Raw genomic sequence first — 14,791 nt, forward strand, 5'->3', positions numbered from 1 at the left:
AAAGGCGGTTGGACAGACACTCTCTTTTTAAATTGAGTGTCTGTCCACAATCCCCGAGAACTATTGGCTATAAAATCAGTCGCTGTAGATCTCGTTCAACGCCTCGTCGATAGAAGGGTGCTCAAATTTGAAGCCGGCGGTGGTGAGATTTTTAGGAATGACCCGTTGTCCTTCTAATATCATCTTTGATGACTCGCCCATTGCTATTTTCATAACGAAGCTAGGTACGTTAAAAAGGCAAGGGCGACCCAGCACTTTCGCAAGAGTTTTAGAGAACACCTTGTTCGTAACAGGCTCCGGAGCGGTTAAATTAAACGCACCGGTACAAGCACTATCATCTAACAAAAAAGAGATAGCACGAACCATGTCCTGTAAGTGGATCCAAGCCAAGTACTGAGTTCCGCTACCTAGTGTTCCTCCGGCCCCTAATTTAAACGGTAGTGCCATTTTTCCAAGCGCTCCGCCTTTCGCAGTAAGCACCACGCCAGTACGAAGCGTAACCACACGAGTTTTCGTTTGATCTACGCCTTGAGCAATAGCTTCCCATTTTGCGCATAAATCATGGGTGAACTCATTGTGAGGAGAAGTATCTTCGGTAATAAGCCTGTCACCTTGGCTGCCGTAGTAACCAATTGCAGAACCAGATAGGAAAACTGATGGTGGTGTTTCACAGCTGTTTATTTTAGATACTAATTCAGCAGTAATATCCCAACGGCTGTCGCAAATCCTTTTCTTTTGAGTGTCTGTCCAGCGTTTGTCGGCGATAGGTTCACCGGCTAAATTAATAACAGCATCGAAGTTCTCGAAGTTTTTTATCGAAGCGATGCTTTCTACAATATCAACGCGATTACCTAATTTATCCTTTGCCTTTGTAATATCGCGAGAAATCACAGTGAATGAGTGCTTATCTGAATATTGGCGAATAAATTCACCGCCAATCAGCCCCGTACCACCAGTCAAAAGAATGTTCACAGTTGGCTCCTTGAGGTATGACCTATCCCGACTTATTGCAAGACAGCGTCAGCGACACTGAATCAGAAAATCTAAGAGCGTGTGGTTTATCAACTTCAACCTCGGCGTAACGTACCGAAGAGTGTTCCGACGCAATACTTAACACATCAGCGGTAAGCTTTTCTAAAAGGGAGAAACGGTTGTCTTCGACGAGTTTGATAATTGCCTTAGTAATCGTTTTATAGTTTAACGCGTCACTCATATCGTCAGTGTTTGTCGCCTTTTCAGCGTCATAATCAATTTTCACGTTAACAACAACGTCCTGCTTGTTTTTTATTTCATCTTCATTGATGCCAATGTATGTGCGTAGTCTTAAGTTTTTAATTTTAATAGTGGCAAGATTAAAGTTCATTGAAGTCTCTTGTTTGTAGTTGTTTATAAGTCGTTGTAAAGTGTTGTCGTTTCAGTCAGGAATGTAGCACAAAATGTCAATGGAACTACGCTCGCCAACAGCAAAAATTCTAATCGTTTTAGCATGTTTAGTAGTGGTAATGGCTGGTATCAAAGCCGCCAGTACTATAATGGTACCGTTTTTTCTTTCTATTTTTATAGCGATCGCGTGTAGCCCAATAATACGCTGGACCTCTAATTTCGGCGTCCCCAAATGGCTCTCCATCACTTTTGTTATACTGCTTATCGTTGTTTTTGGTTTTCTTTTAGCTGGCTTAGTAGGCCAGTCTATGACCGAGTTTCGAGAAAATTTGCCAGAATATAGAAGTAAGCTTGATACAGAGTTTGCCTGGGTTGTGTCCAAGTTGGCTGAATTTAACATTCACATCAATAGAGAGCTGATTGCTTCTCACCTTGACCCAGCAACGGCTATGTCCGTGGCTACAAATTTTATCAGCGGAATGGGTGGCGTGCTTTCTAACTTATTCCTAATTCTTTTGACTGTCATTTTTATGCTCTTTGAAGCAGATAGCATTCCTCGCCGTTTCCATATCGCACTCGCAGACCCTGGCATGAAGCTAAAGCATATCGACAAATTTATACGTTCTGTAAATAGCTACTTAGCGATAAAAACGGTGGTTAGTTTAGGTACGGGTTTGATAATTGGCGTTTGGCTTTACGTGCTAGGAGTAGACCACTTCATGTTATGGGCCGTCTTGGCCTTCATGCTCAACTTTATTCCAAACATTGGTTCTATTATTGCGGCAGTGCCAGCAGTATTAATCGCGTTTGTTCAACTTGGCCCGGCCTCAGCAGGCTTCGCGGCCCTCGGTTTTGTGCTTGTAAATACCATCATGGGTAATATGGTCGAACCAAGATTAATGGGTAAAGGCATGGGACTCTCTACACTTGTGGTATTCTTATCATTGATATTTTGGGGTTGGTTACTGGGCACCGTTGGAATGCTACTATCGGTACCGTTAACCATGGTAGTAAAAATAGCGCTTGAATCTCGCGAAGAAAGTAAGTGGCTTGCGGTGTTGTTATCAAGTGAAGGTGAAAAGTCTACTTCGTAAAACAGGGGTGATATAGCGCATCAATAGATAGTGGACAGACACTTGCTCGGATTTGCGCAAAGTACTTTAGAGCAATAGGTAGTGGACAGACACTCGCTTGGACTTGTGCAAAGTACTGTAGAGGACAGACACTTTTTTAAAGAAAGTGACGGTCCGTTACAAGCTATTGGCCCATAAAGCTTTAAAGAGAAAGCTTTAAAAGGGACAGACACTCAAATGTTTTTAGCAACCTTAATGCCGAATAGCTAAACGATAAATTTAAAAAGTGTCTGCCCGATATCAGGCTCTTTGAGAAAAATAAAGTGTGTGTCCACTTTTAGGCTCGCTTTTAGTCATTAAAGGCTCACTGATTTACGAGTTAGCCTGTGGGCCTTTATACTATTAATCGTGATTTGGAAACTGAATAACGATACGAGCGCCGCCAAGCGCGCTGTCTTTGATAAGCATTCTACCTTCGTAGATAGAAACTAGGTCTGTGGCCAAGGCCATTCCAATTCCGTGGCCTTCAGTGTAGGTGTCAAGACGAGTTCCTCGCTCTAGTAAAAGTACTTTTTTGTCGTCAGGAATACCTGGCCCGTCGTCTTCAACATTGATTGTAAGCCAACCCTCACTTGTTTCTGCAGATATAACTATTCTATCTTGAGCCGCTTTGCATGCGTTATCTAACAGATTACCGCAAAGCTCCATCAAATCTGTTTCGTCCCCTTTGAACTGGATATTGTCATCCATATCAAATTCAATGGTTAGGGCTTTGTCTTGATAAACTTTGTCCATAGCATCGGCAAGTTTGTGCAATACTGGCAAAACATCAATAGCTTGTTGCCAACCAGATTTTCCTGCACTCGCTCTTTTCAGTTGGCGTTTAATAATTTTGTCAATTTGTTGAAGCGACTCCTTTACTTCGGTTGGCAAATTACTGTTCCCCGAAGCTACTGCAAGTGGTGTTTTCAAGCTATGTGCTAGGTCACCTAAGCTGTTTTTGTATCTTGCTCTTTGTGCCGCTTCAGTTTGAAGCAATCCGTTAATAGACTCTTTTAAAGAATCGAATTCGACTGGGTATCGCGATTCTAACTCGCGCTTGTTACCGCTAGACGTTTGTGAAATTTCGTCAATTAGCTTTCTAACAGGTAGAAGAACTAAGCTTATGCCTATGATAATAAAAACTAAAAGCGCAATACAGAGGGTGACTATCCATTGCCACGTCGTGCTCAAGAAAGTATTCCGCTCAGCTTCAAACAGTGCTTTGTTATTAAATATATAAAACCTTACCGGCTCAAAATCTCTGCTTGATGCAAACTCAGCAGTAAAGGCATATACAAAAAATTGGGACTCTTCCTCAAATGCGGGTGTATAGGACTCCAAGAACAACTCGTTGCCTACGGCGACGTTTATTGCGGGAGGAGAAAAGGTATACTCAAGGGCGGAAGCTGATTGCCAAATCACTTCATCTCGAAATACGATAACGCCAAGATAACCAGAGCCAGGCAGATTAAGCTGTTCTTCGTATAAAATTTCAGGCATGTAAGGCATGTCGCCGTCTAACTCAAAAGCAGATAACAGCCCTAAGTTCATCAACCTAAGTTCGCTCATCTTAGCTTGTGTAAGGCTATCGGTATAAGCCTCGTCCAAAATGACAACAGTGAAAGGTGCAAAAAATGCAAGTAGAACTATCGCTAGAAAAATACTTCGCAAACGAAGCGACAACTGCCTCATAGACTTCTATTTATCCTGTAACCTCTACCCCGAAGTGTTTCGATCGGCTTCAATTCACCTGATGGGTCTAATTTTTTGCGCAGTCTTCCTACAAAAACTTCAATGACATTGCTGTCTAAATCAAAATCTTGGTCGTAAATATGTTCGGTTAACTCTGTTTTGGAGATGACCTTTTGCGGATTAAGCATAAGGTACTCCATAACTTTGTATTCATACGCGGTTAAGTCTAGGGCCTCACCGTTTAACGATAGTTCTTCGCTTACTGTATCTAGCGAAATAGGACCGAACTGAATGGTAGGGTTTGCTTGACCTGAAGCTCGTCGAATGAGGGCTTTTGTCCGAGCAAGTAGTTCTTCGTTGTGAAAAGGCTTAGTGAGGTAGTCATCAGCACCTGCATCAAGCCCTTCTACTTTTTCTTGCCAACGATCTCTCGCTGTTAGAATGAGTATGGGACATGCAATGTCAGCTTGGCGAGCTTTTCTTATAACCTCAAAGCCGTCAAGTTTTGGCATACCAATGTCGACGATAGCCAAGTCATAGCTATATTCTTTAATAAGAAAAAGCGCATGTTCGCCGTTATCAGCTAAATCTACGCTGTAACCGTTTTGTTGAAGCAGTGCATCAAGTTGAGTTAATAATCTGCTGTCGTCTTCCGCTACCAAAATGCGCATGTTAGTCCTTATCTTTGCTTGTTTTTACCTTGCCGGAACGTTTGTCTACATCTACCGATACTACTCGTCCAGACTTTTTGAGGACTTTAACACGGTAATTTTTTGAGGTTTTTTCAACTTTTAAAACGCGTCCATTTGCGGCAGTGCGTGCTCGCTCTGCAGCTTCGCTTTTTGATATATCGCTCCCAGAGCCTTGCAACGCCCAAGCCGGCGCTATGCTAGACGTGGCTAACACTAAACAAACTACTGCAACACGAAGCGATGATGCCATACAACCTCACAATTATTATCCCACTAAGGCGAAACTAAAGATAAGTATAACTTGGTTAACTGAACCCATTCTGAATTGAGTTTAGTCTACCTTGAGGATTAAAAACTGTATATAAGCCTTAAGTAAATAGCATTTACAAAAGAGGGTTTAGCGTCTGATATATAGTGGACAGACACTCTAATTATGAATGTGCATAAGTAGCAGGTTTGTAATTAGAGTGTCTGTCCACCAGGGACTATTTAGTAAATAAGTGTCTGTCCATAATTGGCTTCATAATTGGCTTCACATCAGTCAGTAGACTAGCAAATGAGTGTCTGTCCAAAGTTAGCTTCAAGAGCTAGCTTTATTACTGTTAAAGCAAAAAAAGCCCCTTAAAACCGGAGCTATTCGGTCTTAAGGGGCTTCGTTATTTATCGCTGTTTACTACATAGCGTTTAGCTAAAAACTAAGGCAGAACCTTTTTGTAAGGTTTAACCACAACATTTTCATAAACACCTGCTTCGATGTACGGGTCAGCGTCTGCCCATGCTTGAGCAGCTTCTAGTGAATCAAACTCTGCTACTACTAGCGAACCAGTGAAGCCGGCTGGGCCAGGATCTGGGCTATCAACAGCAGGGAAGGGGCCTGCGATGACTAAACGGCCTGCATCTTTTAACGCATTTAAACGTTCAAGGTGAGCAGGGCGTGCAGCAAGGCGTTTTTCTAGACTGTCCACTACATCGGTTGCACAAATCATATATAGCATACGTTTATCCTTTTGCCGTAGCTGCTTTCATGCTCTCAACAAAGCTGCCGAGCTCGCTTAGCATTTTGTGACTGTCCGATAAATTGGCTGCGATAATATTCACTGTCGCCGAGCCTGAAATTGCGCCAGCGGCTCCAGCGTCAATAGCAGATTTAACCTGTTCCGGTGTAGAAATACCAAAGCCTAACAATGCTGGTGCTGCTTTATGTTTATTCAAGCGCTCAATAAGCTCTGAAGCAGGAACATTTGCCGCCGTTTCTGCGCCAGTAACGCCCGCACGACCCAGCAAATACGTGTAACCTTTCGAGTATTCCCCAATTTTTTCCATGGTTTCATCGGTTGCATTAGGTGGCGCAATCAGAATTTGTGAAATGCCAGTGGCTTCGGCTACTTTTTGAAAAGGTGCCGCTTCGCGAATAGGAACGTCGGCAACCAAAATTGAGTCAACGCCTGCATCCTGCGCCTTGTTGTAAAAGTTCTCGATACCCTGGGCCATTACCAAGTTGCTATAAAGTAGCAAGCCGATAGGCACATTAGGATATTTTGCGCGAACACGTGCAATAACACCCAAGCAATCGGCTACCGTCACCTTATTACCTAAAGCGCGAATGGCTGAAGCTTGGATAGTAGGGCCATCAGCAATGGGGTCAGAGTAAGGTATACCTAACTCAAGTGCGTCAGCACCGCTTTCAATTAACTTACAAATAATGGCTTCAGATTGCGCTAAATCAGGGTCGCCAACCATAACGAACGGTACGAATGCGCCCTGGTTTTTCTCATTAAGGCCCGCAAACATTTGTGCATATCTATCCATTATAAATCGTCCCCTAAAATATTGATAACGTGCGCTAAATCTTTGTCGCCACGACCTGATAAGTTAACTACGATGATGGTTTCTTCTTCCGCTTCATCAGCCATATTAAGTGCGTGCGCTAAAGCATGCGACGATTCAAGGGCTGGAATAATACCTTCTTTTCTTGCAAGCAATTGGAATGCATTCAGCGCTTCTTCGTCGGTAGCGGCAACGTATTCCGCTCGGCCAATGTCGTGAAGATAAGCATGCTGAGGGCCAACAGCAGGGTAGTCGAGACCAGCAGATACTGAGTAGCTTTCTTCAATCTGGCCTTCTTTGTCTTGCATGATGAAGGTGTACGCGCCGTGAAGAATACCTTTTGTACCCGTCACGATAGTGGCGCCGTGCTCTTTGGTGTGCACACCTTTACCCGCAGGCTCAACGCCCACTAAGCGTACAGATGGCTCATCGATAAAGTCTGCAAACATACCGATAGCATTTGAGCCTCCGCCCACACATGCCACTACGGCGTCAGGTAAGCGACCTTCTTTTTCCATAATTTGTGCACGAGTTTCTTCACCAATCATACGGTGATATTCACGAACAATAGTAGGGAACGGGTGTGGGCCCGCGGCTGTGCCTAACAAATAGTGCGCTTTATCATAGTTCGCTGACCAGTCGCGCATGGCTTCGTTTACGGCGTCTTTAAGGGTACCTGAGCCTGCGTTTACAGGAATAACCTCTGCGCCCATAAGCTTCATACGGAACACGTTAGGCGCTTGACGTTCAACGTCTTTCGCACCCATATAAATACGTGCTTTTAGCCCCAATAGTGCACATGCTAACGCGGTGGCAACACCGTGTTGGCCTGCTCCAGTTTCGGCGATAACTTCTTTTTTACCCATGCGCTTGGTAAGTAGCGCTTGGCCCAACACCTGGTTAGTTTTGTGTGCGCCACCGTGAAGCAAGTCTTCACGCTTTAGGTATAATTTTACCTTCGGGTTACTTACTAGATTGCGAGTTAACGTCATTGATGTGGGGCGACCGGCATAATCTTTTAACAGAGATAAAAACTCTTCGTTAAATGTTGGGTCGTCCTTGGCATCTAAAAATGCTTTTTCCAGTTGGTCTAGTGCTGGAATAAGTAGCTCGGGCACGTACATGCCACCAAATTCGCCAAATTTTGTATCTAACTGGTTCATTACGTTGTCCTGTATTTAAATTAGTAACGGCGGCAAATGGCAAAAAGCGCATCGAGTTTTTCTTCACTTTTCACGCCGGGTGCGGTTTCTACACCTGAATTTACATCAATAGCACCACAGCCGGTTGCAATAGCTTCTGCAACATTCTGGGCGTTAATACCGCCAGCAAGCACTAACTTATGCTTCGCTTCGATATCATTTAATAACTGCCAATTGAAGGCTTCGCCTGTACCGCCTTTTGCATCGCCTACTTGGCAATCCAGAAGAACACGGCTTACAAGGCTATTTTTTAAGTGTCTGTCCACTGCGTCTGGTAGTGCGTCAGAAGAGGTTGCTTTTACACCTTCGACTTTCCAAATTTCACAACCTTCTGGAAGCTTGGCAGCAAGCGCTGAAATGTAAGCGTCATCTTCGCTACCGTGTAGCTGTACGGCAAAAAGGTTAAGCGAGGCGGCGAGTGAAGCCACTTCATCAATGTCGTGATTAACAAACACGCCTACAAATGCACCGTCAACGCCTTGCGTTATGGTCAAAGCCTGTGCTTCGCTCACACAGCGAGGCGATTTTTCGGCGAAGATAAGCCCGCAAAAGCTTGCGCCTTTATCAAACGCCATTTGCGCTTGTTCGGGGTTGGTAAGTCCGCACACTTTAACTGCGCCATTCACTAACGTTTTCACTGCGCGCGGAAGGTCAGCCTCGGCCATTAACGCACTGCCCACCAAAAAGCCTTGGGATACAGGCGCTAAACGAAGCACATCTTGGTGTGTGTAAATGCCCGACTCTGAAATAACCACGTAGTCGTGCGTGGCTTTTTCAAGCATGGGCACAAGGCGTTCTGTGGTGGCTAAATCGGTAGAAAGGTCGCGTAAGTTGCGATTATTGATACCAATGATGTTGGCTTCAAGGGCAATAGCGCGCTCCATTTCTTCTTCATTACTTACTTCGGTAAGAATGTCTAATGACAGAGCATTGGCAACGCTTGCCAACTCGCGATATTCGCCATCATTTAGCACACTAAGCATTAATAGCACTGCGTCAGCATTGTAGTGACGGGCTAAATACACTTGATAGGTATCAACTAAGAAATCTTTGTTAAGCACAGGCTGAGCAACACGCTCAGTGACATAAGCTAAGTACTCAAATTTACCTTGGAAGTACTTCTCGTCTGTCAGCACAGAAATACCGGCAGCATAAGGCGTGTAAGCTGCTAAGATCTCGTCTAAATCGAAATTCTCTCGAATAAGGCCTTTTGAAGGCGATGCTTTTTTGCATTCGAAGATAAAGCCTGCGTTTGGCTCACTAAGTGCGGCAAATAAACTCTTTTCGGAAGGAACTAGATTCGCCTTGAAGCTTTCTAGCGGCAGTGCTTCTTTGCGTGCGGCCACTTCTTCTCGTTTGTCTGCAACAATTTTCTCAAGCACATTAGCCATTCGTGCTTACCTCCTGAGTAATTTTGGCAACCTTCGTTAATAACTGCATGGGTAACCCTTCGGCCATAGCGTTCATCGCAATTTCAGCCCCTTCTTTGAAGGTTGAGGCTTTGCCGGTTACTTTCAACAGTGCCCCGCAGTTCATAGCGATAGCGGCACGGTGCGCCTCTTTACCTTCGCCGTTTAGCGCTGCTTCAACAAATTGTCTGTTTTCTTCAGGTTCACCGCCTTCAATCGCAGAAAGAGGATAATGAGGTAAACCGAAGTCTTCGGCGGTAACGGTAAGCTTGCGAATATCGCCATGCTCAAGGTCGTAAATCATTGATTCGCCGTGAAGCGCCAGTTCATCCAAGCCATCACCATGCACTATCATTGCGCGGTGTTGGCCAAGCAGCATAAGGGTTTTTGCGTAAGGTTCAAGCAGTTCAGGCGAGTATACGCCGAAAACGCCGTGAGTTGGACCCGCCGGGTTTGCCAGCGGCCCCAGTATATTAAACAAGGTCCTGGTCTTGATCGCAGCGCGCACGGGGGCTGCGTGGCGCATACCGGCGTGATAAACTGGTGCAAAAAGAAATGTGAAATTTGCTTCATCTAAGCACTTGCGTGCTGTTTCTGGGCTAATTTCTAAATTAAGACCAAACTGGCGAAACAAGTCAGCAGAGCCAGACTTACTCGATACACTGCGATTACCGTGTTTCGCCACCTTCACGCCACAAGATGCGGCAACTACACCGGCTGCACTGGAAATATTAATGGTGTTGTGGCCATCTCCGCCTGTACCAACGATATCTGCAAACTCATAAGACGGTGTGGGGAAGGGCAGTGCGTTGGCAACCATGGCACTCGCTGCACCCGCAATCTCGCCAGGTGATTCTTTTTTCATTTTCAGCGCAGTCAGCACTGAAGCAATCATCACCTCGCTTTGCTCACCGTGCATGATGCTGTTAAACAAGCTGTATGCCTCGGTTTGCGACAGTGATTCGCGCAGCATAATTTGTTCTAGTAGAGGGCCTGCGTTAAGCATGGTTCGCTCCCTGTAACGTTAAATAGTCAATACTTTGCTTTAACAGCAAACTGCCGTGGGCTGTTAAAATAGATTCTGGGTGAAACTGAAAACCCAACATGCGATCTTCGCTATTGTAAACTGCCATTACGGCTTCGCTTCCGTCGTCGTTTATTGTAGATGCGCAAACAGTAAGGTTTTCAGGCAATGAATGTGCCACTAAAGAGTGGTATCGTGCTACATGTAAGGGCTGCTGTAGGCCTTTGAACATAGCGTCTTCAGAATGGGTGATTGCTGATGACTTACCGTGCATAACCTGAGTTGCACGGCCTACATTACCGCCGTAATGCTCAACAATGGCTTGGTGTCCTAAGCAAATTCCAATAACGGGGAACACGCCGTGTACCTTTTTAAGTAGCTCAGGCATACAGCCCGCTTCACTGGGTGCCCCTGGACCTGGCGACAGCATAAGAAGCACAGGGCCTTTCGTTGCTTGTTCCTGCATTCTTTCAAACAAAGCATCTGCTGAAACCGTGTTGCGATACACCTTGATATCTAAGTTTAAGGTACGCAGTTCGTCCACAAGGTTGTAGGTAAATGAGTCTACATTGTCGAGCAAAAATAGGGTGGTCACTTGCTGATTCATGCGTTGCCTCCTTCATTTAATGCAACGTTGATACTTTCAGCTTCTTCTTGAAGTGCAGCTTTTACTGCACCAATCACCGCTTGTGCCTTAGCGCGGGTTTCATCAGCTTCAGCTTGTGGAACCGAGTCATAGACCACGCCTGCACCCGCTTGAATATAAGCCGTGCCGTTTTTCACAAACGCTGAGCGAATGACTATACAAGTATCCATATCGCCTTGACCGTTCAAGTAGCCAACCGCGCCGCCATAACTGCCGCGGCGTTTTTTCTCTACTTCGCGAATTAACGTTGCTGCGCTTACTTTTGGTGCGCCAACTAGGGTGCCCATATTCATGCAGGCTTGATAAGCGTGCAGTGGATCTAGGTCGTCACGCAATTGGCCAACTACGCGCGATACTAAGTGCATCACATGAGAGTAACGGTCGACTTTAAGCAAGTCTTTCACATAGCGCGTACCTGGACGACTTACCTTTGCAACATCATTACGAGCCAGATCAACCAGCATGATATGCTCAGACTTTTCTTTGGTGTCTTCGCGAAGGTTAAGCTCAATACGGCTGTCTAAATCTCTGTCGATACTGCCATCAGGGCGCTTGCCACGTGGACGGGTACCGGCAATTGGGTAGATCTCTACCTGATTGCTTTCTCTTTCGTATTTAAGCGCTGATTCAGGAGAGGCACCAAATATACTGAAAGTGGCATCTTGCATGTAAAACATGTAAGGGCTTGGGTTTGATTCTTTAAGTTTAGCGTAAGCAAGTAGTGGCGACGGGCAGGGGAGAGAGAATGTGCGCGAGGGCACAACCTGAAAAATGTCGCCGGCTAAAATGTGCTGTTTTAAGTCCAGCACATGGTTGCAAAACTGTTCATCACTTAAATCAACACTTACTTCGACGCTTGGGTCAAAAGAAGAAAGTGACTGTCCGTTTTCGGTTTCGCTTGAGTTTTCTGAGTCGGAAACTAGTGACTGTCCGCTTTGTGCTTCACTTTCTACATCAGCAATCTTTGCTGTATTTGCACCTACTAGCACTGGCTCAGCGGGCATATCGTGTAGCTGCTGATGAATGGCTTCTAAGCGCTGAGCAATGGCAAAGTATTGCTGGGCAACGTCTTGTCCACTAAAAACACTGCCAATTAAATGTGTCTCGCGGGTTTGGTGGTCAACGGTAATTAAGGTCTCTGCCAAGTAAAACACAAAGTCTGGGCAGTCATTTTCACCTTCTGCAACATCGGGTAATTTTTCAAAGCCTGCTAGCATGTCGTAGGCAAATACACCGCCTAAGAAAACCGCGTGGGGATGTTGGCGAATTGGCGTTATCTTATTGATAACAATGCGAAGCGCGTCCATTACGCTTGCGGCCTTTAAGCGGCTGTCTTCGTCAAGTTCACCGTCGGCTTCATCGCATATTAAGGTGATTGAAGTGTCTGTCCTTTCTTTGATATGTAGGCCTTCAGGGGCGTGGTCAACAAATAAAGGTAACACTGAAGCGCCGTTGCCTGTCAGTGCTTTCACTTCAACGCGGTTGCCCCGGCATTCCATGCGCAGTGCTGCGTCAACCATTAACAAGCTTTGTAAATCGTCTTTAGAATCAATTTCTGCCGACTCTAAAAGCAATGCGTTATTTTTATTGCCACAAAGGTGGGCAAACGCGGCAAGTGGATCATCGACATAGTGTCCCACCTGCTCAATTGTCTCTACCTTACCTGGGGAAATCCCCAGTTCCGCTAAACTCATTTTTGCTACTCTCCAACTGCAAAAAGACAAAAAAAAGGCCCGTATAAACGGGCCTTTATGTGTATTCATTCACGCACTACAGTGCACACCGCCCGTTAAGTTAGGGAGTGCCACCACCAAGCTGCAACTGTCATTGCTGTTGAAATATTGTATGAATGCATGAATTACTCGTTGTTTTTCCAAACTTCAATAGGATTTGAAGCCGTTAGTACGTATACTTTGTGTGTATAGAAGAAAACAAATTGCCGTTTGTGTCAACCTAAAATTTGCATAAGACATTGAAAATAGATCTACATAGTCATACAAAATTCTCTGATGGCCACTTAACGCCAGAAGAATTAATCCTTCGCGCACACACCATGCAGGTGGATGCGCTTGCCGTTACCGACCACGATACCGTCGCTGGTTTAGAAGAAGCACATGCTACCCAATCGAAGCAAAAACGTGCATTAACTATTATTGATGGTGTTGAAATTTCCACCACTTGGCACAGTTTCGATATCCATGTAGTTGGATTAAATGTGGACAGACACTGCCCAACGTTTCTTGAGCGGCTGCAAGGCCAGTCTCAAACCCGAGAAGCCCGAGCTGAAAAAATTGCTGATAAGCTCGAAAAGTGTGGGGTTGAAGGTGTTCTAACGCGAGCAAAAGCGCTAGCGGGCGTTGGCCAGGTGACACGGGCGCACTTTGCGCGCGTATTAGTAAACAACTACGGTGTGCCAAGTATGGACGCCGCGTTTAAGAAGTATCTTGGCAAAGGCAAACGAGCTGCAGTTAAAGCAGAGTGGCCAAGTATCGAAACGGCTATCGAGTGGATACACGATGCAGGTGGACAAGCAGTACTGGCTCACCCTGCTCATTATGATATGACAGCGAAGTGGCTACGGCGTTTGGTGGCCTTGTTCGAACAAGCTGGTGGCGATGCCATTGAAACTGCATTTCCAGGTATCAATAAAACCAAACAAGAGCTTATTAATGAGCTTGCACAAACCCATCAGTTACTAGCATCGGCGGGCTCTGATTTTCACTTTCCGTCTCGTTGGACTGAGCTTGGTAAGAACCTCGGCATTAGCAGTAAGCTCACACCCGTATGGCATAATTGGAAACAATTTGAAGGGCAGATGGCCGAGAGCTAAGGAAATCTAATTTGCAACGCTCTCGGTATAAATGGGCAAGGTAAGGCAAATGGTTCGCGTACGGTTAATGAGCGCTAAAGCTAATTAAAATGCCGAGATTTGGTTAGTAAAAAGCCCAAAAGCTAATTTAACCAGCGAGTTTTACCAACGAGCTCCAACCAGCAAGCTTAATAAGTGGACAGACACTTATCCCGTAGGCAAAGTAGTATCGTTCTGCGCGTTTAAGAAAAGGAAGTAATTATGAGTCAATTTTTCTATGTGCACCCCGACAACCCGCAAAAACGCCTAATTAGTCAGGCTTGTGAGTTAATTCGAGAGGGTGCAGTGGTGGTGTATCCGACAGACTCAGGCTACGCCATAGGTTGCCAAATGGAAGATAAAAAGGCGCTTGAGCAGCTATGTCGTATTCGTCAAATCGATAAAGATCACAACTTTACCTTAATGTGTCGAGACATGTCTGAGCTATCAATTTACGCGAAGGTAGACAATACGGCGTTCAGGCAAATTAAAAACAACACACCAGGGCGTTACACCTTCGTGTTGAAAGCGACCCGCGAAGTACCAAAGCGTTTGCAAAACCCTAAACGTAAAACCATTGGAATTCGCGTGCCCGATAACGCCATTGCACTTGCATTATTGGAAGAGCTGGGAGAGCCGTTGATGTCTACGTCTTTGATTTTGCCAGGTAACACCATGGCTGAATCAGACCCAGATGTCATTCGCGACAACTTAGAAAAGCAAGTAGGGCTTATTATTCACGGTGGTTACATTGGTGAGCAGCCCACTACCGTGGTTGATTTGTCGGAAGACACGCCAGTAATTGTGCGACATGGCACGGGCGATCCGTCTCCCTTTGAGTAACTTTTTTGACTGTTTTTTGAACAGGTTGTTCTAAATAGCCTATTTTAAATAGTTTCTTTTGCTTGTTGTAGGTGAAAGTTATAGTAGGAAACCGTAAGCTAAGTTTCTAA

At 45.2% G+C, this 14,791-nt stretch carries 15 protein-coding genes; 3 read left to right on the top strand and 12 right to left on the bottom strand.

Features of this window, described 5'->3' with window-relative positions:
- Nucleotides 1-75 precede the first annotated feature (75 nt).
- Both ACXAFM_RS15865 and folX read right to left on the bottom strand, forming a co-directional pair.
- Nucleotides 76-972 (bottom strand): TIGR01777 family oxidoreductase, encoded by an 897-nt coding sequence (locus tag ACXAFM_RS15865; protein WP_474830768.1) that lies wholly within the window; start codon nt 970-972, stop codon nt 76-78.
- A gap of 22 nt (nt 973-994) precedes the next feature.
- Nucleotides 995-1,363, bottom strand: a complete 369-nt coding sequence (gene folX, locus ACXAFM_RS15870; protein ID WP_118489729.1) for a dihydroneopterin triphosphate 2'-epimerase — start codon at nt 1,361-1,363, stop codon at nt 995-997.
- 73 nt (nt 1,364-1,436) lie between these two features.
- Between folX and ACXAFM_RS15875 the strand changes: the two genes are divergently transcribed.
- The gene (locus ACXAFM_RS15875; protein WP_474830770.1) at nt 1,437-2,477 is read left to right on the top strand and encodes an AI-2E family transporter; all 1,041 of its coding nucleotides are present in this window, start codon (nt 1,437-1,439) and stop codon (nt 2,475-2,477) included.
- A 381-nt stretch (nt 2,478-2,858) separates the two neighbouring features.
- Here ACXAFM_RS15875 and ACXAFM_RS15880 read toward each other — a convergent pair whose 3' ends face one another.
- The 10 genes from ACXAFM_RS15880 to ACXAFM_RS15925 form a co-directional block, all read right to left on the bottom strand.
- Nucleotides 2,859-4,190 carry an ATP-binding protein gene (locus ACXAFM_RS15880; protein WP_474830772.1) on the bottom strand — a complete coding sequence of 444 codons (1,332 nt, stop codon included), beginning with the start codon at nt 4,188-4,190 and terminating at the stop codon, nt 2,859-2,861.
- Entirely contained in the window at nt 4,187-4,861 is a 675-nt protein-coding gene (locus ACXAFM_RS15885; protein ID WP_118489726.1) for a response regulator transcription factor, read from the bottom strand. The genes ACXAFM_RS15880 and ACXAFM_RS15885 overlap by 4 nt, the downstream gene beginning before the upstream one ends.
- A gap of 1 nt (nt 4,862) precedes the next feature.
- On the bottom strand, nt 4,863-5,132 hold the full coding sequence (locus ACXAFM_RS15890) for a PepSY domain-containing protein (RefSeq protein ID WP_474830775.1): 270 nt from the start codon (nt 5,130-5,132) through the stop codon (nt 4,863-4,865).
- Between the two features lie 445 nt (nt 5,133-5,577).
- Nucleotides 5,578-5,877 (bottom strand): YciI family protein, encoded by a 300-nt coding sequence (locus ACXAFM_RS15895; protein ID WP_474830777.1) that lies wholly within the window; start codon nt 5,875-5,877, stop codon nt 5,578-5,580.
- A 4-nt stretch (nt 5,878-5,881) separates the two neighbouring features.
- Nucleotides 5,882-6,691 carry a tryptophan synthase subunit alpha gene (gene trpA / locus ACXAFM_RS15900; RefSeq protein WP_474830779.1) on the bottom strand — a complete coding sequence of 270 codons (810 nt, stop codon included), beginning with the start codon at nt 6,689-6,691 and terminating at the stop codon, nt 5,882-5,884.
- Nucleotides 6,691-7,872, bottom strand: a complete 1,182-nt coding sequence (gene trpB / locus ACXAFM_RS15905) for a tryptophan synthase subunit beta (protein WP_014976090.1) — start codon at nt 7,870-7,872, stop codon at nt 6,691-6,693. The genes trpA and trpB overlap by 1 nt, the downstream gene beginning before the upstream one ends.
- A 20-nt stretch (nt 7,873-7,892) precedes the next feature.
- On the bottom strand, nt 7,893-9,302 hold the full coding sequence (gene trpCF / locus ACXAFM_RS15910; RefSeq protein WP_474830781.1) for a bifunctional indole-3-glycerol-phosphate synthase TrpC/phosphoribosylanthranilate isomerase TrpF: 1,410 nt from the start codon (nt 9,300-9,302) through the stop codon (nt 7,893-7,895).
- Nucleotides 9,295-10,326, bottom strand: coding sequence for an anthranilate phosphoribosyltransferase (gene trpD / locus ACXAFM_RS15915; RefSeq protein ID WP_474835185.1), 1,032 nt, complete (start codon nt 10,324-10,326; stop codon nt 9,295-9,297). The genes trpCF and trpD overlap by 8 nt, the downstream gene beginning before the upstream one ends.
- Nucleotides 10,319-10,951 carry an aminodeoxychorismate/anthranilate synthase component II gene (locus ACXAFM_RS15920; RefSeq protein ID WP_474835187.1) on the bottom strand — a complete coding sequence of 211 codons (633 nt, stop codon included), beginning with the start codon at nt 10,949-10,951 and terminating at the stop codon, nt 10,319-10,321. Before ACXAFM_RS15920 ends, trpD begins: the two co-directional genes overlap by 8 nt.
- Nucleotides 10,948-12,684, bottom strand: coding sequence for an anthranilate synthase component 1 (locus ACXAFM_RS15925; protein WP_474835189.1), 1,737 nt, complete (start codon nt 12,682-12,684; stop codon nt 10,948-10,950). The genes ACXAFM_RS15920 and ACXAFM_RS15925 overlap by 4 nt, the downstream gene beginning before the upstream one ends.
- Before the next feature lie 278 nt (nt 12,685-12,962).
- On the opposite strand from ACXAFM_RS15925, the gene ACXAFM_RS15930 reads away from it, so the two are divergent.
- Complete coding sequence (locus ACXAFM_RS15930; RefSeq protein ID WP_474835191.1) at nt 12,963-13,820, top strand: PHP domain-containing protein; 858 nt, start codon at nt 12,963-12,965, stop codon at nt 13,818-13,820.
- A 240-nt stretch (nt 13,821-14,060) separates the two neighbouring features.
- Nucleotides 14,061-14,681, top strand: coding sequence for an L-threonylcarbamoyladenylate synthase (locus ACXAFM_RS15935; RefSeq protein ID WP_014948946.1), 621 nt, complete (start codon nt 14,061-14,063; stop codon nt 14,679-14,681).
- Nucleotides 14,682-14,791 lie beyond the last annotated feature (110 nt).

It is taken from the genome of Alteromonas sp. ABD4_190 (assembly GCF_056160105.1).

What these genes read in the sequence shown, in the direction of transcription:
- folX (WP_118489729.1), bottom strand. Translation starts at nt 1,363, where the DNA reads ATGAACTTTAATCTTGCCACTATTAAAATTAAAAACTTAAGACTACGC.
- ACXAFM_RS15885 (WP_118489726.1), bottom strand. Translation starts at nt 4,861, where the DNA reads ATGCGCATTTTGGTAGCGGAAGACGACAGCAGATTATTAACTCAACTT.
- ACXAFM_RS15895 (WP_474830777.1), bottom strand. Translation starts at nt 5,877, where the DNA reads ATGCTATATATGATTTGTGCAACCGATGTAGTGGACAGTCTAGAAAAA.
- ACXAFM_RS15935 (WP_014948946.1), top strand. Translation starts at nt 14,061, where the DNA reads ATGAGTCAATTTTTCTATGTGCACCCCGACAACCCGCAAAAACGCCTA.
- trpA (WP_474830779.1), bottom strand. Translation starts at nt 6,691, where the DNA reads ATGGATAGATATGCACAAATGTTTGCGGGCCTTAATGAGAAAAACCAG.
- ACXAFM_RS15890 (WP_474830775.1), bottom strand. Translation starts at nt 5,132, where the DNA reads ATGGCATCATCGCTTCGTGTTGCAGTAGTTTGTTTAGTGTTAGCCACG.
- ACXAFM_RS15875 (WP_474830770.1), top strand. Translation starts at nt 1,437, where the DNA reads ATGTCAATGGAACTACGCTCGCCAACAGCAAAAATTCTAATCGTTTTA.
- trpD (WP_474835185.1), bottom strand. Translation starts at nt 10,326, where the DNA reads ATGCTTAACGCAGGCCCTCTACTAGAACAAATTATGCTGCGCGAATCA.
- ACXAFM_RS15920 (WP_474835187.1), bottom strand. Translation starts at nt 10,951, where the DNA reads ATGAATCAGCAAGTGACCACCCTATTTTTGCTCGACAATGTAGACTCA.
- trpCF (WP_474830781.1), bottom strand. Translation starts at nt 9,302, where the DNA reads ATGGCTAATGTGCTTGAGAAAATTGTTGCAGACAAACGAGAAGAAGTG.
- trpB (WP_014976090.1), bottom strand. Translation starts at nt 7,872, where the DNA reads ATGAACCAGTTAGATACAAAATTTGGCGAATTTGGTGGCATGTACGTG.
- ACXAFM_RS15925 (WP_474835189.1), bottom strand. Translation starts at nt 12,684, where the DNA reads ATGAGTTTAGCGGAACTGGGGATTTCCCCAGGTAAGGTAGAGACAATT.
- ACXAFM_RS15880 (WP_474830772.1), bottom strand. Translation starts at nt 4,190, where the DNA reads ATGAGGCAGTTGTCGCTTCGTTTGCGAAGTATTTTTCTAGCGATAGTT.